Origin of the sequence: Enterobacter cloacae complex sp. I3, from assembly GCF_014896175.1 — a bacterium.
Taxonomy (GTDB): Bacteria; Pseudomonadota; Gammaproteobacteria; order Enterobacterales; family Enterobacteriaceae; genus Enterobacter; species Enterobacter bugandensis.
Map to the genome: position 1 here is coordinate 89,335 of NZ_JADBQZ010000008.1, position 23,676 is coordinate 113,010.

The following is a 23,676-nucleotide window of genomic DNA, read 5'->3' on the forward strand; positions in this document are numbered from 1 at the left end:
CGTACTTAGCGTTTTGAACCGTAATAGACTTCGTTCCAGCGCAGCGCGTCTTTAAAGGCTGGCAGACGGGTGTCGTTATCAATCACGGTCAGCTCGATATCGTGCAGCTCGGCAAACTGGCGCATATCGTTCAGGTCCAGCGCGTGGCTGAAGACGGTGTGGTGCGCGCCACCCGCCAGGATCCACGCCTCTGACGCGGTTGGCAGGTCCGGCTGCGCTTTCCACAAGGCATTGGCGACCGGCAGCTTCGGCAGAGAGTGCGGGGTTTCAACCGCATCGACGCAGTTCACCAGCAGGCGGAAGCGGTCGCCGAGGTCGATCAGGCTGGCGTTGATGGCCGGACCGGTACGGGTGTTGAAGATCAGACGGGCCGGATCCGCTTTGCCGCCGATGCCGAGGTACTGCACGTCAAGGATCGGTTTCTCTTCAACCGCGATGGAGGGACACACTTCCAGCATGTGCGAACCGAGCACCAGATCGTTGCCGTTCTCGAAGTGGTAGGTGTAGTCCTCCATAAAGGAGGTGCCGCCCTGCAGACCGGTCGACATCACCTTCATGATGCGAAGCAGAGCGGCAGTTTTCCAGTCGCCTTCACCCGCAAAGCCGTAGCCCTGCTGCATCAGACGTTGTACTGCCAGACCCGGCAGCTGTTTCAGGCCGTGCAGATCTTCAAATGTAGTGGTAAAGGCATGGAAGCCGCCCTGTTCCAGAAAACGCTTCATGCCCAGCTCAATGCGCGCTGCATCCAGCACGTTCTGGCGCTTGTCGCCGTTAACTTGCGCCGCAGGCGTCAGGCGGTAGCTGCTTTCGTACTCGTCCACCAGCGCGCTCACGTCGCCGTCGCTGATGTCATTCACCACCTGCACCAGGTCGCCCACCGCCCAGGTATTCACGGAAAAGCCGAACTTGATCTGCGCCGCGACTTTATCGCCGTCGGTCACCGCCACTTCACGCATGTTGTCGCCGAAACGCACCACTTTCAGGTGGCGGGTATCCTGCTTAGAGACCGCCTGACGCATCCAGGAGCCGATACGCTGTTGCGCCTTGCCGTCCTGCCAGTGGCCGGTGACCACAGCGTGCTGCTGGCGCATGCGCGCGCCGATGAAGCCGAACTCGCGGCCGCCGTGCGCGGTCTGGTTCAGGTTCATGAAGTCCATGTCGATGCTGTCCCACGGCAGGGAGGCATTGAACTGAGTGTGGAACTGCAGCAGCGGTTTGTTGAGGATTGCCAGGCCGTTGATCCACATTTTGGCCGGTGAGAAGGTGTGCAGCCACACGACCAGGCCGGCGCATTTGTCGTCGTAGTTGGCGTCACGGCAGATATTGGTGATTTCGTCCGGCGTCGTACCCAGCGGCTTCAGCACGAGTTTGCACGGCAGTTTGGCTTCCGCGTTCAGCGCGTTAACCACGTGCTCCGCGTGTTTCGTTACCTGCTGCAGCGCTTCCGGTCCGTACAGATGCTGGCTGCCAATCACAAACCACACTTCATAATTATTAAAAATGGTCATCATCGTGTCCTTAATGGGTCAGGGTTGCCGTAGTGTCCGCGGTGCTTTTGGCCGGGGCGGCGACAGGGAGATAGTGAAGCTCGGCGCTTTTTGCCCATTGCTGGTAGCGCTGATAAAGCTGTTCAAAGCATTGTGCCTGCTGGACACGCGGCTGGAGCGTGTTTTCGACGGCGCTTGCCATGTGCTGCTGCGCGGTCGGGATATCCGCATGAACACCTGCGGCCACGGCAGCGAAAATCGCGGCGCCCAGCGCGCAGCACTGATCGGAGGCCACAATCTGCAACGGACGGTTCAGCACGTCGCAGCAGGCCTGCATAATCACCGGGTTTTTACGGGCGATACCGCCCAGCGCCATCACGTTGTTCACGTCGATGCCCTGTTCGGTGAAGCACTCCATAATGGCGCGCGCGCCGAACGCGGTGGCGGCAATCAGACCGCCGAACAGCGCCGGGGCATCGGTCGCCAGGTTGAGATCGGTAATCACCCCCTTCAGGCGCTGGTTGGCAAACGGCGTGCGGCGACCGTTAAACCAGTCCAGCACCACCGGCAGGTGGTCGAGGGTCGGATTTTTTGCCCAGGCTTCGGTGAGCTGCGGCAGGAGCTGTTTTTTGCTCGCGGTAATCTGTGTTTTCAGCTCAGGATGCGCGGCAGCCAGCTGATCCAGCGGCCAGCCGAGCACCCGGCCAAACCAGGCGTAGATATCGCCAAACGCGGACTGACCGGCTTCGAGGCCGATAAAATCTGGCACCACGCTGCCGTCAACCTGGCCGCAGATCCCTTTCACCGCGCGGTCTCCGACGCTGGTTTTATCTGCCGTCAGGATGTCGCAGGTGGAGGTGCCGATCACTTTCACCAGCGTGTTAGGCTGCGCACCCGCGCCCACGGCACCCATGTGGCAGTCGAACGCGCCGCCGGAAATGGTCACGCTTTGCGGCAGGCCGAGACGCGTCGCCCACTCTTCGCAGAGCGTGCCGACCGGAATATCGGCGGTGAAGGTGTCGGTAAAGAGCGGGTATTTCAGATTTTTGTTGATGATCGGGTCAAGTTCATCGAAGAACGCTGCCGGAGGAAGACCGCCCCAGCCTTCATGCCACAGGGATTTATGCCCGGCGCTGCAGCGGCCGCGGCGGATATCCTGCGGGCGAGTGGTGCCGGAGAGCAGGGCGGGAACCCAGTCGCACAGCTCAATCCATGATGCCGCGGCCTGGGCGACCGAAGCGTCCGCGCGGGTAACGTGCAGGATTTTGGCCCAGAACCATTCGCTGGAGTAGATGCCGCCGATGTAGCGCGAGTAGTCGGTTTTGCCCGGCTGATGGCATAAGCGGGTGATGGCTTCCGCCTCTTCCACGGCGGTATGGTCTTTCCAAAGCACGAACATGGCGTTCGGGTTGTCGGCAAACTCCGGGCGCAGCGCCAGCACGCGGCCTTCAGCGTCCACCGGGGCTGGCGTTGAACCGGTGCTGTCGACGCCAATCCCCACGACGTCGGCCCGCTGGGCGTCCGTCAGTTCAGCCAGCACGGTTTTGAGCGCCGCTTCCATCGATTCAATGTAATCGCGCGGGTGGTGACGGAACTGGTTGTTTGGCGCGTCGCAGTAGCGCCCCTCTTGCCAGCGCGGATACCACTCAACGCTGGTTGCTATCTCCTGGCCAGTCGTACAGTCCACTGCCAGCGCGCGAACCGAGTCGCTGCCAAAATCGAGGCCAATTGCGATTGCCATGGTGTTGCTCCATCCGAAACAGGTATGGAAGAACATTAGAGACTGGGGACAAAAATCGTCAGGCAGGATCCGCTAATCTTATGGACTAAATTGCTGTTACGACGGAAAGTGTGACGCCGTGCAAATATTCAATGTGGACATTTCTGCCGCACTTATAGACACTTTTGTTACTGCTTCTCTGCCCGTGTCGGCAGAAAAATCAGGGGAAAAGGCTGAAACATGGCGGACGTAAAAGAGGCGTGATGCTTTTTGGATCTTTTCGCAGGCCATTTTTATACTGCTTTTAACGATATGGACAAATGGTTTCCTTCAGGACCCTTGGGAGAACTGAATCTATGGCCGAACCGCAAAACGATCCCCTGCTGCCGGGATACTCATTTAACGCCCATCTGGTGGCGGGGCTGACGCCAATTGAGGCCGAGGGGTATCTCGATTTTTACGTCGACCGGCCGCTCGGCATGAAAGGATATATTCTGAACCTGACCGTACGCGGGGAAGGGGTGATCAAAAACGGCGATCGGCAGTTTGTTTGCCGCCCGGGCGATATGCTGCTGTTCCCGCCGGGGGAGATCCACCACTACGGGCGTCACCCGGATGCCAAAGAGTGGTATCACCAGTGGGTCTATTTCCGCCCGCGTGCCTACTGGCAGGAGTGGCTCTCATGGCCGGCTATTTTCGCGCAAACCGGTTTTTATCGTCCGGATGAGGCGCATCTGGCGCAGTTTCGTGAACTGTTCGCACAAATTATTGAGGCGGGGCAGGCGGGCGGGCGCTATGCCGAACTGCTGGCGATCAACCTGCTTGAGCAGGTGCTGCTGCGCCGCATGGAGGCGATCAACGAGTCGCTTAACCCGCCGCTGGATAACCGCGTCCGCGACGCCTGCCAGTACATCAGCGACCATCTGGCCGACAGCCAGTTTGATATCGCCAGCGTTGCCCAGCACGTCTGTCTTTCGCCGTCCCGCCTGTCACACCTGTTCCGCCAGCAGCTTGGCGTGAGCGTGCTGAGCTGGCGTGAGGATCAGCGCATCAGCCAGGCAAAGCTGTTGCTGAGCACCACCCGGATGCCTATCGCGACCGTCGGACGCAACGTGGGCTTTGAAGATCAGCTCTATTTCTCTCGCGTGTTTAAGAAGTGCACAGGCGCCAGTCCCAGTGAATTCCGCGCGGGATGTGAATAAACGGTAAACATTCAGGTGAACTTCAGGAGCATCCTGTAAACTATTCAGACAATTGATGCCTTGACGCGGTGCGGGGCGCTAAGCAGAATCGCTGATTCGTTTTCTGACCGGAATAGTTATGCAGGCATTGCTGGAACACTTTATTACCCAGTCCGTTATGTACTCGCTCATCGCTGTGGCGCTGGTGGCGTTTCTGGAATCGCTGGCGCTGGTTGGGCTGATCCTGCCCGGCACCGTGATGATGGCGGGGCTTGGGGCGCTTATTGGCAGCGGTGAGGTCAATTTCTGGCAGGCGTGGCTGGCCGGGATTATCGGCTGCCTGCTGGGGGACTGGATCTCCTTCTGGCTGGGCTGGCGCTTTAAGAAGCCGCTGCACCGCTGGTCGTTCATGAAAAAGAACAAAGCGCTGCTGGATAAAACCGAACATGCGCTGCACCAGCACAGCATGTTCACCATTCTGGTAGGCCGCTTTGTCGGGCCAACGCGTCCGCTAGTGCCGATGGTGGCGGGGATGCTGGATCTGCCCGTCGCAAAATTCGTGGTGCCGAACATTATCGGCTGCGTATTCTGGCCGCCGTTTTACTTCCTGCCGGGGATCCTCGCGGGTGCGGCCATTGATATCCCTGACGGTATGCAAAGCGGTGAGTTCAAGTGGCTGCTGCTGGGAACGGCGGTGCTGCTGTGGCTGGCGGCCTGGCTCTGCTGGCGGCTATGGCGCAGCGCGAAAGCCAGCGTCGATCGCCTGACGCGCTATCTCCCGCGCGCGCGCCTGCTCTGGCTGGCCCCGCTGACGCTGGGTGTGGCGGTGGTGGCGCTGGTCGCGCTGATTCGTCACCCGCTGATGCCGGTGTACGGCGAGATCCTGCTGAAGGTGGTGAGCCGTTAAGGTGTTTTCCCTCTCCCCGTGGGAGAGGGCCAGGATGAGGGCGTCAGACCGCACGAATGCCCAACAATGAAGACGCCCCCGCGTTACCACTCAGAAGTTCTTCTGTTTCTCCATCCCACAAAATCCGTCCCTCCGCGATCACTACCGATCGCGGCGCAATGCGTGCGGCATCTTCAATGCTGTGCGAAACCATCAGCATCGTGATCTGCTGGCGCTGGCAAACCTCTTCCACCAGCGAGAGCATCTCCTGGCGCAGGGCCGGGTCGAGTGCCGAGAAGGGTTCGTCGAGCAGCAGCAGCGGCTGCTCGCGCACCAGACAACGTGCCAGCGCCACGCGCTGACGCTGGCCGCCGGAAAGCTCACCGGGCAGTCTGGAAATCAACGCGGACAGGCCCATTTGTTCGGCAATCGCCTCCAGCTTCTGACGCTGCGCAGCATTGAGTTTTAACCCCGGATCGATTCCCAGCGCGATGTTCTGCCACACCGTAAGGTGATTAAACAGATTGTTTTCCTGAAACAGCATCGACACCGGGCGCTTAGCCGGCGGAGCGTAGGTATACTCGCCATTATCAATGACTATCGACCCGCTGACAGGCTGCAAAAAACCGGCAATCAAATTGAGCAGGGTACTTTTACCGGCCCCGCTTGGGCCAAGCACCGCAATTCGCTCTCCCTGACGAACAGAGAGGGTAAAACGCATCGGCAGATGCTGGTAAAGCCAGGTTACATCAGTCAGTTTTAACATCACGCCCCGGGAGTTTTTCGATAACGGTAAATAACGCAAAGCACAGCACCAGCAGTAAAAGTGCCGTGACCGCGCCGTCCTGGCTGCGATAGGAGCCAATTTGCTGATAAAGCCAGAACGGCAGCGTGCGGAAATCCTCGTTGCCAAAGAGGGCCACCACGCCAAAATCCCCAATCGACAGCACGCAGGCGAAGGCCATCGCCTGGGCGAGCGGCCGCTTCAGGGCGCGTAGTTCGACCACTTTCAGCCGCCGCCAGCCCATAATGCCAAGGGACTGGCACAGGGCGCTGTACCGGCTGTTAACATCCCGCATCGGGTTTTCCAGCACCTTCAGCGCGTACGGTATGGCCATTAAAGCGTTGGTAAAAATGACGATACCGTCGGCGCTTTCCGGCAGGCCGATGGTGCTGTTAAACAGTAAAAAGAAGCCGGTCGCCAGCACAATGCCCGGCATCGCCAGGATCAGCATGCCCGTCAGTTCCAGCGCGTGTCCGGCTTTACGGGCATGTCGCGCGTACAGCTCGCGGCTGCTCCAGAGCAGCATCATGGTCAGCGTCACGCAGATTAGCCCGGCTGCCAGCGCGATACGCAATGAGGTCCATGTGGCTTGCCACAGGACCGGCTGTTGAAGTACCGATACCACATTCCTGTTGAGGCCATCGGCGATCACGGCCAGCAGCGGCGGCAGCAGAAGCAGGAGCGCCAGCGCGATCAGCATCACGTCCGAGATGCGGCTGTGCAGGCTGTCCTGCGGATCGCGCCAGCCAGAAAGATTATTGCTTCCTGCGGGGATCGCTTTGCTCAGCCGCTGGCTGAGTAACACCAGCGCCAGGCAGCACACCATCTGTACGATCGCCAGCAACGCGGCGCGCCCCGGATCGTAGTCGTAACTTAATGCCTGATAGATCGCCAGCTCAATGGTGGTGGCCTGCGGGCCGCCGCCGAGAGAAAGCACGGTCGCAAAGCTGGCGAAACAGAGCATAAAGATCAGCGCGGCCACCGGGGCAATCTGGCGTCGCAGCCACGGCCATTCGACAAAGCGGAAGAATGACCATCCGCGCATGCCAAGCTGGGCGGCAATCTGGCGCTGTTCGCCGGGTATGTTCTCCAGCGCCTGCAAAAAGAGGCGCGTCGCCATCGGCATATTGAAGAAAATGTGTGCCAGCAGGATGCCCTTCAGCCCGTAGGGAGAGAAGGTCCATTCCAGGCCTAAAGACGCGAAGAGGGAGGCCAGCCAGCCCTGGCGACCGTATACGCTCAGGATGCCAAAGACGGCCACCAGCACGGGCAGGATCAGCGTCATGGCGCACAGGCGCAGCAGTGCCAGCCTGCCGGGGAAACGTCTGCGATAGAGGGCGCGCGCAAGGAAAATGGCCGGGATGACTGACAGCAGCGCGGAGAGAAACGCCTGCCAGAAGGAGAAACGGATAACGTGCCAGAGATAGCTATCGTGCCAGAGCGCGAGCAGATCGCTCTCTGGCGCGTTAAACCACAGCGCGAGAAACGCTCCCAGACTGACGACCACCATCAGTATGGCGGCAATCAGTCCGGGAACTAACCAGCCGGGGATCAGCGGCTGACGGCGCGTTGCCATTCGCTTATCCATGCGGCACGCTGAGCGGCAACCTGCTGCGGCGTAAATTCCAGCGCGGTCTGCGGTTTGTTCAGCTGCTCAAAGCCTGCCGGCAGCGCCGCGTCGGTAACCGGGTACATCCAGTTGCCCGTCGGAATGGCGTTCTGGAATGCCGGGGAGACCATAAATTTCAGGAACTTCTCGGCCAGTTCCGGCTGTTTGCTGGCGGCGGTGCGGGCAGCCACTTCAACCTGCAGGTAGTGACCTTCAGCGAAATTCGCAGCCGCGTAGTTGTCTTTCTTCTCGGCAATAATATGATAGGCCGGAGAGGTGGTGTAGCTCAGCACCAGATCGCTTTCGCCTTTCAGGAACAGGCCGTAGGCTTCGCTCCAGCCTTTAGTGACCGTAACGGTTTTCGCAGCCAGCTTCTGCCACGCCTCCGGCGTTTTGTCGCCGTAGACTTTCTGCATCCACAGCAGCAGGCCCAGACCCGGCGTGCTGGTGCGTGGATCTTCATAAATCACGCGCCACTTCTGATCGCTTTCGACCAGCTCTTTCAGGCTCTTCGGCGGGTTCTTCAGCTTGTTTTTATCGTAGACGAACGCAAAGTAGCCGTAATCGAAGGGAACGAAGGTGTCGTTTTTCCAGCCGCCCGGCACGTTGACGGCATCTGCCGCTACGCCGCTTTTGGCAAACAGTCTGGTTTGCGTGGCGGCTTCCAGCAGGTTGTTATCCAGCCCGAGCACCACGTCGGCCTTGCTGTTTTTCCCTTCCATGCGCAGGCGGTTAAGCAGCGACACGCCATCTTCCAGCGCCACGAACTTCAGCTTGCAGTTGCAGTCGGCTTCAAAGGCTTTTTTAACCACCGGGCCGGGGCCCCAGTCGGCGGAGAAGGAGTCGTAGGTATAGACCGTCAGAACAGGCTTAGCAAAAACAGGCAGCGCAACCAGCGCCAGCAGAGGAAGAACGTTTTTTAACACTTTGCACCTCAGGGTTGAGTGGCAAAGGATTTTGAGAAACAGCCTCAAATCCCTTCGCCGGCGTTATCCGGATCAGGTTCGACGGGTATTATCTCAGCGCACATCTGTGATGCAGCACCCCGTTGAGAACGGCGCTATTGTAATGATTTGGTGAATATTACGAAAGCGTTATGGCTCCGGCGGCGCAAACCAGGCGGATTTAAAATCAAACCAGCCCAGGGTATTCATCCGCAGGCCGCGCATGCTGCGCTGTCCCTGGATCAGCAGCCAGTGGTGGATCAACGGTACGATCGTCTGCCCGGCCAGCAGCTCCTGGCACCACGCGGCCAGATCCATCTCTCCTGCCCGCCACCTTGCGGCGTCCTGCTGCCAGTCCCGGCTGATGCAGTGCTGAATGAGAGGCACTTCATACAGGTGTGAAAAGAGCGAGAAATCCAGCGGCAGCGTGAAGTTCGCGCTGTTGAGCCAGATATCGCTGACGACATCCCCGCGGTGCCATTCATCATAATCGACTTCCTGTATCGCCAGCGTCACGCCTTCGGCCGCGAGCAGCTTGCTCATGATCCTCGCGATAAACCGGTGCTCAATGTGATCGCGATAGTAGCTGAGGGTGATGGTCTCCAGCCCGGCGGGTTTCTCGCTGCGCACCGGCTGTGCATGGTGCCAGCGCGGAAGCAGGCCATAGGCCGGAAACCACCAGGTCTGGTATTGTTCTTCAGCGTGATAAATCAGGTTAGCCGGGGCCAGAATATGGCTGATCCACTTGCGGACGTCGTGATTCGCCCCGCGATGGCTGCGGCTGTCAAAAAGAAGATAGTAGCAGCCCTCCTCCAGGCGACTCTCGAACGCCTTTTCGCTGGTTGTGGGCCCCTCCAGGGTGAGGCCTGCGCTCAGCTCTTCGTTGAGATCCGGTAACACCCAGACGTTCACTTCGTCGATCAGCGCCCGATAGCCAAAATAGTCATCAAAGGCGCGGATCTTCAGCTGATTGCTGTTATTGCGCGTAACGGAGTAGGGGCCTGTACCGATCGGCTGGCTGGAAAAATTGTTCAGGGATCGCCACTCGGCAGGCAGGATCATCGAGGGCACGTAGCCCAGAAGCCACGGCAGCCAGTTGTCTGGCTGGGACAGCTCAATATCCAGCGTCCAGGCCGTTGGGGAGTGGATCCGCGTGATATGCGAATAGAGCGGCAGCGTGCGGGCGCGCTCTAAAGAGGCGATAACGTCACGCATCTCCAGCTCGCGGCCATGGTGGAAGTGAATGCCCGGGCGTAAAAAGAAACGCCAGTGCAGGGGGGAAAGCTGCTGCCAGTGGTGCGCGATATCCGCTTCCAGTTCCCCGTTTTCCTCATTTATTTTCGTCAGACCGCTGAATATCTGCCGGGCCATGTGGGTTTCAGAACGTCGCAATGCCGTGCCGGGCAACAGGTTTTTCATCGGACGATAGTAAAGCACCCGCAGAATGTGGCGTCCCTGACGAAAGCTGCGTCCCAGGTGTGAGACCAGCATCTGGCGCACGGCGGCCTTGTCGCCCACCAGCTGCACCAGCTGATCGATACGGTCCTGCTCCAGCAGATCCTCCGCCCGCTGCTGCTGCAGCGCCAGGCCGGTATAAAGGAAGGTCAAGCGTGAGCGCTTGCCGCGTCCGGCCTCGGCCTCCCAGCTTAGCCAGCCCTGCTGCTGCATAGTGTTGAGTAACGTGCGCATATGGCGGCGAGAGCAGTTGAGGAGTTCTGCCAGCTCGTTAAGCGTGGTCTCCTGCGATTGACCCTCGCAGCACTGCCACAGGCGAATGAATTGTTGTTGCAGTCGACCGGATGGCATAAAAGGGGAACTCCTGACAAAAAATCAGCAATTTATTAATCCCTATATTAAGCCAATAATGCTTCCTGATGAAGTGAGGAGGTAAATTATGAAGAGGTCTACCGCACGTCAGTTTTATCAGCAGTACTTTTCAGCGACAAAAGGAGTGTCCTGGCTGGCCCGCCAGTGTGCAGAGCAACGGCTGAGAATCCTGGAAGATCTGATGCAGTGGGACGTTACGAAACCGACCTCTTCTCGCTAACTCGCCTCGATCATGTGTGACTGAGTATTGGTGTTTATCACCCGCCAGCAAAATGTTTTTGCTGGCTTTTTTCGTTTATTCTTTCACCCAATTTCGATTCGCTTTCACAAGGACTTGCGCATGCTGTGGTTGATGACGATGGGGCGCCGCCTGAATGGCGTGTACGCTGCTTTTATGCTGGTGGCCTTCATGATGGGCGTGGCCGGTGCGCTACAGGCACCGACGCTGAGCCTGTTTCTCAGCCGCGAGGTGGGGGCGCAGCCGTTTTGGGTGGGGCTGTTTTATACCGTTAACGCGATTGCCGGGATCCTCGTTAGCCTGGGGCTGGCGAAACGATCCGACAGCCAGGGCGATCGCCGCAGGCTGATCCTCTTTTGCTGCGCCATGGCCGTGGGCAACGCGCTGCTTTTTGCCTTTAACCGTCATTACCTGACGCTCATCACCTGCGGCGTGCTGCTGGCCTCTCTGGCGAACACCGCCATGCCGCAGCTCTTCGCGCTGGCCCGTGAATACGCCGACAGCTCGGCGCGAGAGGTAGTGATGTTCAGCTCGGTGATGCGCGCACAGCTCTCGCTGGCGTGGGTCATCGGCCCGCCGCTGGCCTTCATGTTGGCGCTGAACTATGGCTTTACGGTCATGTTTTCTATCGCGGCAGGCATTTTTATTATCAGTCTGGCTCTGATTGCCTTTGCGCTGCCGTCTGTCGCCCGGGTTGAGCAGACGACGGATAAGCCCATCACTCAGGTGAGCGGCTGGCAGGATAAAAACGTGCGGATGCTGTTTATCGCCTCCACGCTGATGTGGACCTGCAACACCATGTACATTATTGATATGCCGCTGTGGATCAGCAGCGATCTAGGCCTAACGGACAAGCTTGCGGGGATCTTAATGGGGACCGCCGCCGGGCTGGAAATTCCGGCGATGATTCTGGCGGGGTATTACGTTAAGCGCTTCGGAAAGCGTCGAATGATGATCGTTGCCGTGGCGGCTGGGGTGCTGTTCTACGCGGGGCTGCTCCTTTTCCATTCGCGTGAAGCGTTGCTGGCGCTGCAGCTGTTTAATGCCGTGTTTATTGGCATCGTTGCCGGGATCGGCATGCTCTGGTTCCAGGATCTCATGCCCGGCCGCGCCGGCTCTGCGACTACGCTTTTTACCAACAGTATTTCGACGGGCGTTATTCTGGCGGGAGTGATTCAGGGCGCGCTGGCGCAAAGTTATGGTCATGCCTCGGTTTACTGGATGATTGCGGCCATTTCGGTGGTAACGCTTGGGCTGACCTGCCGGGTCAAGGATGTTTGATTCTGGAAGGCGGCTTCACGAAATGAAACGATTTTCTGACAGATACAGAGAAGGCGCATAGAGTGCGTGACGGGTGCTTGAGGCTGTTTGCCTCAGGCTTTCGCAAGAGGCAAACAGTGGAGAGTCCCACATCAAAAAACTGATGGGGAGACCAACTTCACAACCAACATTGCGAGGTTAGTCTCTTCATTGCCGAAAAGCAATAAGGAGGCTGGAATGCCAAAACGTACTCTGCTGTTAGGTTTGTTTCTGATCTGTACGACGCTATTGATCTTCACCTGGATGGTGCGTGATTCGCTGTGTGAGTTGCACTTCAGACAGGAGAAAACAGAGCTGGCGGCAGTGTTGGCTTACGAAGCAAAACGTTAGCGGTATTGGCGGGGGAAGTGTCCCCGCCTCTCCAGAGTGGTTGAGCCTCAACGCACCCTTATCAATGGCCCGCGCCCTGCGGGCCATTGCCTTTAGCCCATAAACGCAGGCTGTTTTTTCTCGTACGCTGAGATGGCGTCCTCGTGCTGGAGCGTCAGGCCAATGCTGTCCAGACCGTTCAACATGCAGTGGCGACGGAAGGCATCAATGCTGAAGCTGTAGGTCTTATCCCCGGCTTTCACCACTTCCGCTTCCAGATCCACCTCAAACGCCATCCCCGGATTTGCTTTAACCAGCGCGAACAGTTCATCGACCTGCTCGTCGCTCAGCGTCACCGGCAGCAACTGGTTGTTGAAGCTGTTGCCGTAGAAGATATCCGCGAAGCTCGGGGCGATAACCACCTTAAAGCCGTAGTCGGTCAGCGCCCAGGGCGCATGCTCACGCGAGGAGCCGCAGCCGAAGTTTTCCCGCGCCAGAAGAATGGATGCACCTTTGTATTCCGGGAAGTTCAGGACGAACTCCGGGTTTGGCACTTCGCCTTTGTCGTCCAGAAAACGCCAGTCGTTGAACAAGTGTGCGCCAAAACCGGTGCGGGTCACTTTCTGCAAAAACTGCTTCGGAATGATCGCGTCCGTATCGACGTTAGCGGCGTCCAGCGGGACAACACGGCCCGTATGTTGGGTAAATTTCTCTGCCATGATTGTCTCCTTATTTCAGGCTGCGAATATCGGCGAAATGGCCGGTAACTGCCGCAGCGGCGGCCATTGCCGGGCTGACCAGGTGAGTGCGTCCACCCCGGCCCTGACGGCCTTCAAAGTTACGGTTGCTGGTGGAGGCACAGCGCTCACCCGGGTTCAGGCGGTCGTTGTTCATCGCCAGACACATGGAGCAGCCCGGCAGACGCCATTCGAAGCCTGCTTCGATAAAGATCTTATCCAGTCCTTCCGCTTCCGCCTGGGCTTTCACCGGACCGGAGCCTGGAACCACCAGCGCCTGCACGCCCGGCGCCACTTTGCGACCTTTGGCAATCTCTGCCGCCGCGCGTAAATCCTCGATACGGGAGTTGGTGCAGGAGCCGATGAACACCTTATCAATGTTCACGTCGGTCAGCGGTACGCCGGGTTTCAGCCCCATATAGGCCAGCGCTTTTTCCGCGCTGGCGCGTTCGACCGGATCGGCGAAGGAAGCCGGGTCAGGAATGCTGTCGTTGACGGAGATGACCTGGCCAGGATTGGTACCCCAGGTGACTTGCGGCGCAATCTCTTCCGCCTGCAGCGTGACAACGGTATCAAAGGTGGCACCGTCGTCAGTTTTCAGGGTTTTCCAGTACGCGACCGCGTCGTCAAAATCCTGACCTTTCGGCGCGTGCAGACGGCCTTTCACATAGTTAAAGGTGGTTTCGTCCGGTGCGACCAGGCCTGCTTTAGCTCCCATCTCAATAGCCATATTACACAGGGTCATACGACCTTCCATGCTCAGCGCCTGAATGGCTTCACCGCAGAATTCCACCACGTGACCGGTACCGCCTGCGCTGCCGGTTTTGCCGATAATCGCCAGCACGATATCTTTCGCGGTGATACCCGGCGCGGCTTTGCCCTTCACCTCAATCTTCATGGTTTTGGCGCGGCCCTGTTTCAGAGTCTGCGTCGCCAGAACGTGCTCAACTTCCGATGTGCCGATGCCGAACGCCAGCGCGCCAAACGCGCCGTGGGTCGCGGTATGGGAGTCGCCGCAGACGATGGTCATGCCCGGCAGCGTAATACCCTGCTCAGGTCCCATCACGTGGACGATGCCCTGATACGGGTGGTTCAGATCGTACAGCTCCACGCCAAATTCGTTGCAGTTCTTGATCAGCTCCTGCATCTGGATGCGCGCCATCTCGCCGGAAGCATTGATGTCTTTGGTCTGGGTGGAGACGTTATGATCCATCGTGGCAAAGGTTTTACCCGGCTGGCGCACCGGACGCTTGTGCGCGCGCAGGCCGTCGAAGGCCTGCGGAGAGGTCACTTCGTGCACCAGGTGGCGGTCAATGTACAGCAGCGGGGTTTCGTTTGGCGCCTCGTAGACAACGTGCGCATCAAACAATTTTTCATATAACGTCTTGGCCATGATTACACCCCTTCAGCGACATAGCGGGCAATGATGTCGCCCATTTCATCAGTACTGACTGCTGCCGTGCCGCGCGCTAAGTCACCGGTACGGACGCCTTCTTCTAACGCCCGGTTAATGGCGTTTTCAATTGCGGTTGCTGCGTCGCCTGCATCGAGGCTGTAGCGCAGCAGCAGGGCCAGGGAGAGGATCTGCGCAATCGGGTTCGCAATGTTCTTGCCTGCGATATCCGGCGCGGAACCGCCCGCCGGTTCGTACAGGCCAAAGCCTTCTTCATTCAGGCTGGCCGATGGCAGCATGCCCATAGAGCCGGTAATCATCGCGCACTCGTCAGACAAAATATCGCCGAACAGGTTGGAGCAGAGCAGCACGTCAAACTGGGACGGATCCTTAATCAGCTGCATGGTCGCGTTGTCGATGTACATATGCGACAGCTCAACGTCCGGGTACTGCTTAGCGACTTCACTGACGATCTCGCGCCACAAAATGGACGACTGCAGCACGTTCGCTTTATCAATAGAGGTCACCTTATGGCGGCGCTTGCGTGCAGATTCAAAGGCGATATGGGCGATACGTTCAATTTCGAAACGGTGGTACACCTCGGTATCAAACGCTTTCTCGTGCTGACCGCTGCCTTCGCGACCTTTTGGCTGACCGAAGTAGATCCCGCCCGTCAGCTCACGCACGCACAGGATGTCGAAACCGTTGGCCGCGATATCCGCGCGCAGCGGACAAAACTCTTCCAGCCCCTGATACAGCTTAGCCGGACGCAGGTTACTGAACAGTTTAAAATGTTTACGCAGCGGCAGGAGCGCGCCGCGCTCTGGCTGCTCTGCTGGCGGCAGGTGTTCCCATTTTGGACCACCGACGGAGCCAAACAGCACGGCATCGGCATTTTCGCAGCCTTCAACGGTGGCTTTCGGCAATGGCGTTCCGTGGTTATCAATCGCAATACCGCCCACGTCGTAGTGGCTGGTGGTAATTTTCATCGTAAAACGCGAGCGAACGGCTTCCAGTACTTTCAGCGCCTGTGCCATCACTTCCGGACCAATACCGTCACCCGGCAACACAGCAATATGGTAGTTCTTCGACATTACACGGTTTCCTTGTTGTTCTCTTTATTCTGAGCTTTGCGTTGCAACTCTTTTTCGACTTCAGCGGCGCGCCAGATGTTGTTCAGGACGTGCACCATCGCTTTCGCGGAGGATTCGACAATATCCGTCGCCAGGCCCACACCGTGGAAACGGCGGCCATTATAGTTGACGACGATATCCACCTGACCCAGCGCGTCTTTACCGTGCCCTTTCGCCGTCAGGTCGTATTTCACCAGCTCTACGTCGTACTCGGTAACGCGGTTGATCGCCTGATAGATGGCATCCACAGGGCCGTTACCGTTGGCGGCTTCCGCTTTAATTTCATCACCGCAGGCCAGCTTGACCGAGGCGGTAGCGATGTCGCTGGAGCCGGACTGCACGTTGAAGTAGTCCAGACGGAAGTGCTCTGGCTCTTCCTGCTGCTTGTTGATGAAGGCCAGCGCTTCCAGGTCGTAATCGAATACCTGGCCTTTCTTGTCGGCCAGCTTCAGGAACGCGTCGTACAGCTGATCCATGTTGTAATCGCTGTCCTGATAGCCCATCTCTTCCATCCGGTGTTTCACTGCCGCACGACCGGAACGGGAGGTCAGGTTCAGCTGAACCTGGTTCAGGCCGATGGATTCCGGAGTCATGATTTCGTAGTTTTCACGGTTTTTCAGCACGCCGTCCTGGTGAATACCGGAGGAGTGGGCGAACGCGCCGGTTCCAACAATCGCCTTGTTAGCCGGGATCGGCATGTTGCAAATCTGGCTGACGGTCTGACTGGTGCGCCAGATTTCGTTGTGATTGATGCGGGTGTGCACGTTCATGATATCTTTGCGCACCTTGATCGCCATGATTACTTCTTCCAGTGAACAGTTGCCCGCGCGTTCACCGATACCGTTCATTGCACCTTCTACCTGACGTGCACCGGCGTGCACCGCAGCGATGGCATTGCCTACGGCCAGGCCCAAATCATCATGGGTATGTACTGAGATGATTGCTTTATCAATGTTAGGTACGCGCTCATACAGGCCGGTAATGATGTTGGAGAACTCAAACGGCATGGTATAGCCGACGGTGTCCGGGATGTTGATGGTTTTAGCGCCCGCGTTGATGGCGGCTTCGACTACGCGCGCCAGGTCTTCAATCGGCGTACGGCCCGCATCTTCACAGGAGAATTCAACGTCATCGGTGTAGTTGCGTGCGCGCTTAACCATGTATACCGCGCGTTCAATGACTTCATCCAGCGTGCTGCGCAACTTGGTTGCGATGTGCATTGGTGAGGTTGCAATAAAGGTATGAATACGGAAGGCTTCGGCCACCTTCAGCGACTCAGCCGCAACGTCGATGTCTTTCTCTACGCAGCGCGCCAGACCGCACACGCGGCTGTTTTTAATGGTGCGGGCGATAGTCTGTACGGATTCAAAATCACCCGGAGAGGAGACGGGGAAACCGACCTCCATCACGTCGACGCCCATACGCTCGAGAGCCAGCGCAATCTGCAGTTTCTCTTTTACACTCAGGCTTGCCTGTAATGCCTGTTCACCGTCACGTAAAGTAGTATCGAAAATAATGACTTGCTGGCTCATGGGTTAGGTCCTTGTCAGTCTTAGGGCGCCTTGCTACGAGCATAAAAAAACCCGCGCAGTGGCGCGGGTTTTTAGTCTTACTGGTGACGATTCAACGCTGAATTTCGCCCGCCAGTCTACCGCGCACAGTGGATGCGTTTAGTAGTAGTAGACCGATGAAACGAATGGTGCGTGTCATGAATCGTGCTCCGTTAAATTCAATATGCTTTTAGTGGTACTGGATACAGCTGTGCATGTCAACCCCTGATGGTAAAAACGGCCCCAGAAGGCTAAACAGAGAGGGTGTGTTGTTTAGCTTATTGTGCTGGGTTTTTGATTTTTAACTTAACTAATTGTCTATTTTTGGACTTAAAAAACATTTGCAGAAACGAATAAACATAACGGGTATTTTTCAGGTGACGCAGTCCTCACAAATGCTTTCTCTTTAAACCGTTTTACTATCATCGAGTTATCTTTTTTGAGAGAACTTTTTCTCCCTTCAAATAGAATCATTGATAACAGATTGTTAACTTAATTCTGCTCAATGTCGATAACAGTTTAATTATACTTAAGTCATCCTTAACTGGATGGTTATTGTATATTGATTTGGTTTATGGTTTCATTCAAACACTAAAGTTAAGCATATCCTTTGTGCCGTTTTGTATTATAGCATTATTAGATAATCTTTTTTTTTTGCGATTTTTTAACTTTTTTGTTTCGCTGGTCGTATCTGCATGGTAAATCATATTTTTCGAAATTATTACAGTGCGTTGGCGAAGGGAGTGTAGCGTGACAGTGGAGTCAGAAGTGCCAGAAAATAATATTAAACAACCACAGATTACTGATGGAATTAAACCACAGTTACGCACGGTGGATCTTAATCTACTGACGGTGTTTGATGCTGTCATGCAGGAGCAGAATATCACGCGTGCGGCACAAGCCCTGGGGATGTCACAGCCTGCCGTAAGTAATGCCGTTGCCAGGCTTAAGGTTATGTTCAACGACGAATTGTTTGTTCGTTATGGAAGAGGCATCCAGCCTACAGCGCGGGCTTTCCAGCTTTTCGGCTCCATCCGCCAGGCGCTGCAGCTGGTGCAAAATGAGCTGCCGGGCTCTGGCTTTGAACCCTTAAGCAGTGAGCGAGTATTCCATCTCTGCGTCTGCAGTCCATTAGATAATTATCTGACGTCAATTATTTATAATAAAGTTGAAGAGATCGCACCTAATATTAATCTCGTCTTTAAATCGTCCTTAAATCAAAACACCGAACACCAGTTACGTTACCAGGAAATCGAATTCGTCCTGGGTTATGAAGAATTCCGCCGTCCTGAATTTTCCTGTGTACCGCTGTTTAAAGATGAAATGGTGCTGGTTGCCAGCAAAAAACATCCACGACTGAATGCGCCGTTACGAGAAAGTGACGTTTATAGCGAACAGCATGCCGTTGTTGCGCTCGACAGATATGCCTCCTTTAGCCTGCCCTGGTACGACACTGCGGAGAAACAGGCGAGCGTGGCTTATCAGGGGATGGCCATGGTCAGCGTGTTAAACGTCGTTTCCCAGACGCAACTGGTGGCAATTGCCCCACGCTGGCTGGCAGAAGAGTTCTCTGGCGCGTTAAATCTGCAAATTTTGCCTCTGCCGCTCAAGCTAAATAGCCGCACCTGCTATCTCTCCTGGCATGAAGCTGCTGGACGGGATAAAGGACATCAGTGGATGGAAGAGCTACTTATTAGCATCTGCCGTCGGTAATCGAGTCAGGATAAATTGCATCTTTGCATGTGATTTATCCTGGTTTTGTTTCTTTTATTAATATTTTGTTCTGTTACGTATTTTATCTGGCGCCTGCCAGGCCCGTAAAAATAGATGATTTTCTACATCGACGCGCTTTTCAGCGATGATTTATCATCTCATCCCCTAATTTCAGATGAATTAACCATATCCTCTGACAATGTCTGTTTTTTCTGCTTTCTCGGCCTCTTCTCTCTCCTGGTTTGCGAATTGCCTGCCTCATAACGAGCGGTTAAGGTAAGTATCACTCTGCAAAATAGAAGACGGGTTCATCCCGATCGAAAGACGGTGCGGAAATGAATTCGGCGGTCCGTCTATAACAAAATGCCTGGAGGCAAAGCATGGAGATGTTGTCTGGCGCGGAAATGGTCGTCCGGTCGCTGATCGATCAGGGCGTAAAGCAAGTGTTCGGCTATCCTGGCGGCGCGGTCCTTGATATTTATGACGCACTGCATACGGTAGGGGGTATTGACCATGTGCTGGTACGCCATGAGCAGGCGGCGGTACATATGGCCGATGGCCTGGCGCGTGCGACGGGTGAGGTGGGCGTGGTCCTGGTCACGTCGGGGCCCGGTGCGACAAACGCCATTACCGGCATTGCGACCGCGTACATGGACTCTATTCCGCTGGTGATCCTTTCCGGACAGGTCGCGACATCACTGATTGGCTATGATGCGTTTCAGGAGTGCGACATGGTCGGGATTTCGCGTCCCGTCGTGAAGCACAGCTTCCTGGTCAAGCAAACCGAAGACATTCCTGGCATTCTGAAGAAGGCGTTCTGGCTGGCGGCAAGCGGGCGCCCGGGGCCGGTGGTGGTCGATCTCCCTAAAGATATCCTGAACCCGGCAAACAAGCTGCCCTATGTCTGGCCGGAATCGGTGAGCATGCGCTCTTACAACCCAACAACGCAGGGTCACAAAGGTCAGATCAAACGCGCGCTGCAAACGTTGCTGGCCGCTAAAAAACCGGTGGTCTATGTCGGTGGCGGGGCCGTCAATTCAGCGTGTGAGGCACAGCTTCGTGAACTGGTTGAAAAGCTCAATCTTCCTGTTGCGTCATCGCTGATGGGACTCGGAGCGTTTCCCGCCACCCACCGTCAGGCGCTCGGCATGTTGGGTATGCACGGTACCTATGAAGCCAACATGACGATGCATCATTCTGACGTCATCTTTGCCGTCGGCGTGCGTTTTGACGATCGTACGACCAACAACCTGGCGAAGTATTGCCCGAACGCCACCGTGCTGCACATTGATATCGATCCGACGTCAATTTCAAAAACGGTGTCGGCTGATGTACCTATCGTCGGCGACGCGCGACAGGTCCTTGAACAAATGCTGGATCTGCTGGCGTTGGAAAACACAGCGCAACCACTGGATGAAATCCGTGACTGGTGGCAGCAAATTGAGCAATGGCGCGCACGACAGTGTCTGAAATATGACACCCAAAGCGAGCATACTAAGCCGCAGGCGGTCATCGAAACGGTATGGCGACTGACGAAAGGCGACGCGTATGTGACCTCTGACGTGGGCCAGCATCAAATGTTTGCCGCCCTCTATTATCCGTTTGATAAACCGCGTCACTGGATCAACTCGGGAGGTTTAGGCACGATGGGCTTTGGCCTGCCTGCCGCGCTGGGCGTGAAGCTGGCGCTGCCAAATGAAACCGTCGTCTGCGTGACCGGAGACGGCAGTATTCAGATGAACATTCAGGAACTTTCCACCGCGCTGCAATATGAGCTGCCGGTACTGGTGCTCAACCTTAATAACGGCTATCTCGGTATGGTGAAGCAGTGGCAGGATATGATCTACTCGGGCCGCCACTCTCAGTCATATATGAAATCGCTGCCGGATTTTGTTCGTCTTGCTGAAGCTTACGGTCATATAGGGATGCGGGTGACCGATCCGGCTGAACTGGAAACGAAGCTCGCCGAAGCGCTTGAGCACGTTAAAAACAATCGCCTCGTCTTTATGGATGTCATCGTTGATGGAACCGAGCACGTTTATCCGATGCATATTCGCGGCGGCGGTATGGACGAGATGTGGTTAAGCAAAACGGAGAGAACCTGATATGCGCCGGATATTATCGGTATTACTGGAAAACGAGTCTGGCGCACTGTCGCGCGTCATTGGGCTTTTTGCGCAGCGTGGCTATAACATTGAAAGCCTGACCGTGGCGCCAACGGACGATCCGACGCTGTCGCGTATGACGATTCAGACCGTTGGCGATGCCAAGGTAATTGAGCAGATCGAGAAACAGCTGCATAAGCTGGTCGATGTGCTGCGCGTAAGCGAGCTGGGGCAGGGCGCTTACGTTGAGCGTGAGGTCATGCTGGTAAAAATACAGGCCAGCGGTTACGGGCGCGAAGAGGTCAAACGCAATGCGGATATCTTCCGCGGGCAGATCATCGACGTCACGCCTTCTCTTTATACGGTTCAACTGGTCGGAACCAGTGACAAGCTGGACGCTTTCCTGGCATCCGTGCGGGATGTAGCAAAAATTGTTGAGGTGGCGAGATCGGGGATCGTTGGTCTGTCACGCGGCGAGAAAATCATGCGGTAGTTGTTAAAAAGGTTCGCCTCTTTCAGCCCGGTCACCAAAGCCGGGCTTTTTTTTGCGTAATCAGCCGACAACGCAGATAAAAGCGGTTGCCGCGAAGGCTTTTCTGCGTTTAGATGTTAAAAGATTTAACCATAACCTTGACAGGGCCATGGACTCTTTTCTTTTTTTAAGGGGCAATTGTGAAACTGGATGAAATCGCCCGGCTAGCCGGCGTGTCACGAACAACGGCCAGCTATGTGATTAACGGCAAAGCAAAGCAGTACCGCGTCAGCGATAAGACCGTTGAAAAAGTTATGGCGGTGGTTCGTGAGCATAACTACCATCCGAATGCTGTCGCTGCCGGCCTGCGTGCCGGGCGCACCCGCTCTATTGGTCTGGTGATCCCGGATCTGGAAAACACCAGCTATACCCGTATCGCCAACTATCTCGAACGTCAGGCCCGCCAGCGCGGTTACCAGCTGCTGATAGCCTGTTCTGAAGACCAGCCTGATAACGAGATGCGCTGCATTGAACATCTGCTCCAGCGTCAGGTCGATGCCATCATCGTCTCGACCTCCTTACCGCCGGAGCATCCGTTTTACCAGCGCTGGGCGAACGATCCGTTCCCCATCGTGGCGCTGGACCGCGCGCTCGATCGTGAGCATTTCACAAGCGTAGTGGGTGCCGATCAGGATGACGCGGAAATGCTGGCCGCTGAGCTGAGAACCTTCCCCGCTGAAACGGTGCTGTATCTTGGCGCGCTGCCCGAGCTTTCCGTAAGCTTCCTGCGTGAGCAAGGGTTCAGAACCGCCTGGAAAGACGATCCGCGTGAAGTCCACTATCTCTATGCCAACAGCTATGAACGCGAAGCCGCTGCGCAGCTGTTCGAAAAATGGCTGGAGACGCACCCGATGCCCCAGGCGCTGTTCACCACGTCATTTGCCCTTCTGCAGGGGGTAATGGATGTCACCTTGCGTCGTGAAGGCAAGCTCCCCTCTGACCTGGCGATCGCCACGTTTGGGGATAACGAGCTTCTCGATTTCCTTCAGTGCCCGGTGCTGGCGGTGGCCCAGCGTCACCGAGATGTAGCTGAACGCGTCCTGGAGATTGTTCTGGCGAGCCTGGATGAGCCGCGCAAACCGAAGCCGGGTCTGACGCGTATCAAACGTAATCTCTATCATCGCGGAATTTTGAGCCGCCATAAATGAAATGACGGGGCGGCGAAAAACCGCCCTTTTTACTGGAATTATTCGTCGAGTTAATTCCCGCAGTGAAATTAGGATAATTCTTGAGAGATCCTAATCTACTATTTTTCTTAATTCATTTTGCCGTTTAAAATGGCCCTTAAAGAATCATGAAGCGATTTTTAGACGCCTCTCTTTGTATTACTTTGTTACAAACCCTCTTCGGTCGATGAATATTCAGACGTTTTTTCTTCCCCCCGACCGGCCAGCAACGCAACCGCCGCTTCTACCGACCGATTGAGCGAATCTGGCGCTGTCATCCCCTGACAATCTGTCATAAAATGCTGCCCGCGTCGCAAACTGACACTTTATATTTATCTGCGATGATATTGAGTGAGCCTTAACGCTAGTGTGCATATTCGGTTTTTTTCTTACAAATATTCATAACGTTAATTTTGCCTCGCCAGTTGTGCAGTTATTAACCGGGACTGTTTATCTCTGTAAATAGTGGGCGTACAGCCTCGTATAGGGAGAGTCCTGGCTTGACAAGCTTTTCCCTCGCTCCGTAAACTCCTTCAGGTGGGAATTTGTGGGTTAAAGTGGTGAGGAGGGGTGAGACTGGCATGTTCCGTGGAGCAACGTTAGTCAATCTCGACAGCAAGGGGCGTTTATCGGTACCAACCCGATACCGCGACCAGCTGATTGAGAATGCTTCGGGTCAAATGGTTTGCACCATTGACATCAACTCCCCCTGCCTGCTGCTTTACCCCTTGCCTGAATGGGAAATCATTGAGCAAAAGCTGTCGCGACTGTCGAGCATGAACCCGCAGGAACGCCGCGTGCAGCGGCTCTTATTGGGACATGCCAGTGAATGTCAGATGGATAACGCCGGGCGATTACTGATTGCTCCTGTGTTGCGGCAACATGCCGGTCTGACCAAAGAAGTGATGCTGGTCGGGCAGTTCAACAAGTTTGAACTGTGGGACGAAACGACCTGGTATCAACAGGTCAAGGAAGATATCGACGCTGAGCAGTCTGATTCCGCAACTTTATCGGAACGGCTGCAGGACTTGTCTCTATAAAT

Annotated in this window: 21 protein-coding genes and 1 riboswitch; of the genes, 10 read left to right on the forward strand and 11 right to left on the reverse strand. The window is 56.0% G+C overall.

Going from position 1 to position 23,676, the window contains the following annotated elements; genetic code table 11:
* Window positions 1-5 precede the first annotated feature (5 nt).
* Both araA and araB read right to left on the reverse strand, forming a co-directional pair.
* A complete protein-coding gene (gene araA, locus IM271_RS07955) occupies window positions 6-1,508 on the reverse strand; it encodes an L-arabinose isomerase (protein ID WP_028015488.1) in 1,503 nt (500 codons plus the stop codon).
* Window positions 1,509-1,518: 10 nt separating this feature from the next.
* Window positions 1,519-3,228, reverse strand: a complete 1,710-nt coding sequence (gene araB, locus IM271_RS07960; protein ID WP_193052422.1) for a ribulokinase — start codon at window positions 3,226-3,228, stop codon at window positions 1,519-1,521.
* A gap of 335 nt (window positions 3,229-3,563) precedes the next feature.
* Between araB and araC the strand changes: the two genes are divergently transcribed.
* Complete coding sequence (araC, locus tag IM271_RS07965) at window positions 3,564-4,409, forward strand: arabinose operon transcriptional regulator AraC (RefSeq protein ID WP_028015490.1); 846 nt, start codon at window positions 3,564-3,566, stop codon at window positions 4,407-4,409.
* A 118-nt stretch (window positions 4,410-4,527) separates the two neighbouring features.
* Window positions 4,528-5,295 carry a DedA family protein gene (locus IM271_RS07970; RefSeq protein ID WP_045259445.1) on the forward strand — a complete coding sequence of 256 codons (768 nt, stop codon included), beginning with the start codon at window positions 4,528-4,530 and terminating at the stop codon, window positions 5,293-5,295.
* 43 nt (window positions 5,296-5,338) lie between these two features.
* On the opposite strand, the gene thiQ is transcribed toward IM271_RS07970, so the two are convergent.
* The 4 genes from thiQ to sgrR form a co-directional block, all read right to left on the reverse strand.
* Window positions 5,339-6,040 carry a thiamine ABC transporter ATP-binding protein ThiQ gene (thiQ, locus tag IM271_RS07975; protein ID WP_048957872.1) on the reverse strand — a complete coding sequence of 234 codons (702 nt, stop codon included), beginning with the start codon at window positions 6,038-6,040 and terminating at the stop codon, window positions 5,339-5,341.
* The gene (gene thiP / locus IM271_RS07980) at window positions 6,024-7,634 is read right to left on the reverse strand and encodes a thiamine/thiamine pyrophosphate ABC transporter permease ThiP (RefSeq protein WP_047367318.1); all 1,611 of its coding nucleotides are present in this window, start codon (window positions 7,632-7,634) and stop codon (window positions 6,024-6,026) included. The genes thiQ and thiP overlap by 17 nt, the downstream gene beginning before the upstream one ends.
* Window positions 7,610-8,593 carry a thiamine ABC transporter substrate binding subunit gene (gene thiB, locus IM271_RS07985; protein ID WP_048999042.1) on the reverse strand — a complete coding sequence of 328 codons (984 nt, stop codon included), beginning with the start codon at window positions 8,591-8,593 and terminating at the stop codon, window positions 7,610-7,612. Before thiB ends, thiP begins: the two co-directional genes overlap by 25 nt.
* 31 nt (window positions 8,594-8,624) lie before the next feature.
* Window positions 8,625-8,725: riboswitch (TPP riboswitch) on the reverse strand.
* A 36-nt stretch (window positions 8,726-8,761) separates the two neighbouring features.
* Window positions 8,762-10,417 carry an HTH-type transcriptional regulator SgrR gene (sgrR, locus tag IM271_RS07990; protein WP_048999043.1) on the reverse strand — a complete coding sequence of 552 codons (1,656 nt, stop codon included), beginning with the start codon at window positions 10,415-10,417 and terminating at the stop codon, window positions 8,762-8,764.
* 88 nt (window positions 10,418-10,505) lie between these two features.
* On the opposite strand from sgrR, the gene sgrT reads away from it, so the two are divergent.
* The 3 genes from sgrT to IM271_RS08005 all read left to right on the forward strand — a co-directional run bounded on the left by sgrT (window position 10,506) and on the right by IM271_RS08005 (window position 12,326).
* The gene (sgrT, locus tag IM271_RS07995; RefSeq protein WP_045631150.1) at window positions 10,506-10,658 is read left to right on the forward strand and encodes a glucose uptake inhibitor SgrT; all 153 of its coding nucleotides are present in this window, start codon (window positions 10,506-10,508) and stop codon (window positions 10,656-10,658) included.
* A 120-nt stretch (window positions 10,659-10,778) separates the two neighbouring features.
* Complete coding sequence (locus IM271_RS08000; RefSeq protein WP_192986823.1) at window positions 10,779-11,957, forward strand: sugar efflux transporter; 1,179 nt, start codon at window positions 10,779-10,781, stop codon at window positions 11,955-11,957.
* Between the two features lie 216 nt (window positions 11,958-12,173).
* Entirely contained in the window at window positions 12,174-12,326 is a 153-nt protein-coding gene (locus IM271_RS08005) for a Hok/Gef family protein (protein ID WP_010427008.1), read from the forward strand.
* A 92-nt stretch (window positions 12,327-12,418) separates the two neighbouring features.
* Here IM271_RS08005 and leuD read toward each other — a convergent pair whose 3' ends face one another.
* The 5 genes from leuD to leuL all read right to left on the reverse strand — a co-directional run bounded on the left by leuD (window position 12,419) and on the right by leuL (window position 17,278).
* Window positions 12,419-13,024, reverse strand: a complete 606-nt coding sequence (gene leuD, locus IM271_RS08010; RefSeq protein ID WP_028015497.1) for a 3-isopropylmalate dehydratase small subunit — start codon at window positions 13,022-13,024, stop codon at window positions 12,419-12,421.
* 10 nt (window positions 13,025-13,034) lie between these two features.
* Window positions 13,035-14,435, reverse strand: coding sequence for a 3-isopropylmalate dehydratase large subunit (gene leuC, locus IM271_RS08015; protein ID WP_028015498.1), 1,401 nt, complete (start codon window positions 14,433-14,435; stop codon window positions 13,035-13,037).
* Between the two features lie 2 nt (window positions 14,436-14,437).
* Window positions 14,438-15,529, reverse strand: a complete 1,092-nt coding sequence (gene leuB, locus IM271_RS08020; protein WP_088204371.1) for a 3-isopropylmalate dehydrogenase — start codon at window positions 15,527-15,529, stop codon at window positions 14,438-14,440.
* Window positions 15,529-17,100, reverse strand: coding sequence for a 2-isopropylmalate synthase (gene leuA / locus IM271_RS08025; RefSeq protein WP_028015499.1), 1,572 nt, complete (start codon window positions 17,098-17,100; stop codon window positions 15,529-15,531). Before leuA ends, leuB begins: the two co-directional genes overlap by 1 nt.
* 91 nt (window positions 17,101-17,191) lie before the next feature.
* Window positions 17,192-17,278, reverse strand: coding sequence for a leu operon leader peptide (gene leuL / locus IM271_RS20315; RefSeq protein ID WP_071993742.1), 87 nt, complete (start codon window positions 17,276-17,278; stop codon window positions 17,192-17,194).
* 608 nt (window positions 17,279-17,886) lie between these two features.
* Here leuL and leuO point away from each other — a divergent pair.
* From leuO to mraZ, 5 genes are all read left to right on the forward strand, one after another.
* Window positions 17,887-18,831 carry a transcriptional regulator LeuO gene (gene leuO, locus IM271_RS08035; protein WP_041911249.1) on the forward strand — a complete coding sequence of 315 codons (945 nt, stop codon included), beginning with the start codon at window positions 17,887-17,889 and terminating at the stop codon, window positions 18,829-18,831.
* Between the two features lie 380 nt (window positions 18,832-19,211).
* The gene (gene ilvI, locus IM271_RS08040) at window positions 19,212-20,936 is read left to right on the forward strand and encodes an acetolactate synthase 3 large subunit (protein WP_193052423.1); all 1,725 of its coding nucleotides are present in this window, start codon (window positions 19,212-19,214) and stop codon (window positions 20,934-20,936) included.
* Between the two features lies 1 nt (window position 20,937).
* Entirely contained in the window at window positions 20,938-21,429 is a 492-nt protein-coding gene (gene ilvN, locus IM271_RS08045) for an acetolactate synthase small subunit (RefSeq protein ID WP_045259452.1), read from the forward strand.
* Between the two features lie 179 nt (window positions 21,430-21,608).
* Window positions 21,609-22,616: a catabolite repressor/activator gene (gene cra, locus IM271_RS08050; RefSeq protein ID WP_014168621.1), complete on the forward strand. Its 1,008-nt coding sequence runs from the start codon at window positions 21,609-21,611 to the stop codon at window positions 22,614-22,616.
* A 599-nt stretch (window positions 22,617-23,215) separates the two neighbouring features.
* Window positions 23,216-23,674 (forward strand): division/cell wall cluster transcriptional repressor MraZ, encoded by a 459-nt coding sequence (gene mraZ, locus IM271_RS08055; protein ID WP_010426995.1) that lies wholly within the window; start codon window positions 23,216-23,218, stop codon window positions 23,672-23,674.
* Window positions 23,675-23,676: the final 2 nt, after the last annotated feature.

What these genes read in the sequence shown, in the direction of transcription:
- araA (WP_028015488.1), bottom strand. Translation starts at nt 1,508, where the DNA reads ATGACCATTTTTAATAATTATGAAGTGTGGTTTGTGATTGGCAGCCAG.
- araB (WP_193052422.1), bottom strand. Translation starts at nt 3,228, where the DNA reads ATGGCAATCGCAATTGGCCTCGATTTTGGCAGCGACTCGGTTCGCGCG.
- araC (WP_028015490.1), top strand. Translation starts at nt 3,564, where the DNA reads ATGGCCGAACCGCAAAACGATCCCCTGCTGCCGGGATACTCATTTAAC.
- IM271_RS07970 (WP_045259445.1), top strand. Translation starts at nt 4,528, where the DNA reads ATGCAGGCATTGCTGGAACACTTTATTACCCAGTCCGTTATGTACTCG.
- thiQ (WP_048957872.1), bottom strand. Translation starts at nt 6,040, where the DNA reads ATGTTAAAACTGACTGATGTAACCTGGCTTTACCAGCATCTGCCGATG.
- thiP (WP_047367318.1), bottom strand. Translation starts at nt 7,634, where the DNA reads ATGGCAACGCGCCGTCAGCCGCTGATCCCCGGCTGGTTAGTTCCCGGA.
- sgrR (WP_048999043.1), bottom strand. Translation starts at nt 10,417, where the DNA reads ATGCCATCCGGTCGACTGCAACAACAATTCATTCGCCTGTGGCAGTGC.
- sgrT (WP_045631150.1), top strand. Translation starts at nt 10,506, where the DNA reads ATGAAGAGGTCTACCGCACGTCAGTTTTATCAGCAGTACTTTTCAGCG.
- IM271_RS08000 (WP_192986823.1), top strand. Translation starts at nt 10,779, where the DNA reads ATGCTGTGGTTGATGACGATGGGGCGCCGCCTGAATGGCGTGTACGCT.
- IM271_RS08005 (WP_010427008.1), top strand. Translation starts at nt 12,174, where the DNA reads ATGCCAAAACGTACTCTGCTGTTAGGTTTGTTTCTGATCTGTACGACG.
- leuD (WP_028015497.1), bottom strand. Translation starts at nt 13,024, where the DNA reads ATGGCAGAGAAATTTACCCAACATACGGGCCGTGTTGTCCCGCTGGAC.
- leuC (WP_028015498.1), bottom strand. Translation starts at nt 14,435, where the DNA reads ATGGCCAAGACGTTATATGAAAAATTGTTTGATGCGCACGTTGTCTAC.
- leuB (WP_088204371.1), bottom strand. Translation starts at nt 15,529, where the DNA reads ATGTCGAAGAACTACCATATTGCTGTGTTGCCGGGTGACGGTATTGGT.
- leuA (WP_028015499.1), bottom strand. Translation starts at nt 17,100, where the DNA reads ATGAGCCAGCAAGTCATTATTTTCGATACTACTTTACGTGACGGTGAA.
- leuL (WP_071993742.1), bottom strand. Translation starts at nt 17,278, where the DNA reads ATGACACGCACCATTCGTTTCATCGGTCTACTACTACTAAACGCATCC.
- ilvI (WP_193052423.1), top strand. Translation starts at nt 19,212, where the DNA reads ATGGAGATGTTGTCTGGCGCGGAAATGGTCGTCCGGTCGCTGATCGAT.
- ilvN (WP_045259452.1), top strand. Translation starts at nt 20,938, where the DNA reads ATGCGCCGGATATTATCGGTATTACTGGAAAACGAGTCTGGCGCACTG.
- mraZ (WP_010426995.1), top strand. Translation starts at nt 23,216, where the DNA reads ATGTTCCGTGGAGCAACGTTAGTCAATCTCGACAGCAAGGGGCGTTTA.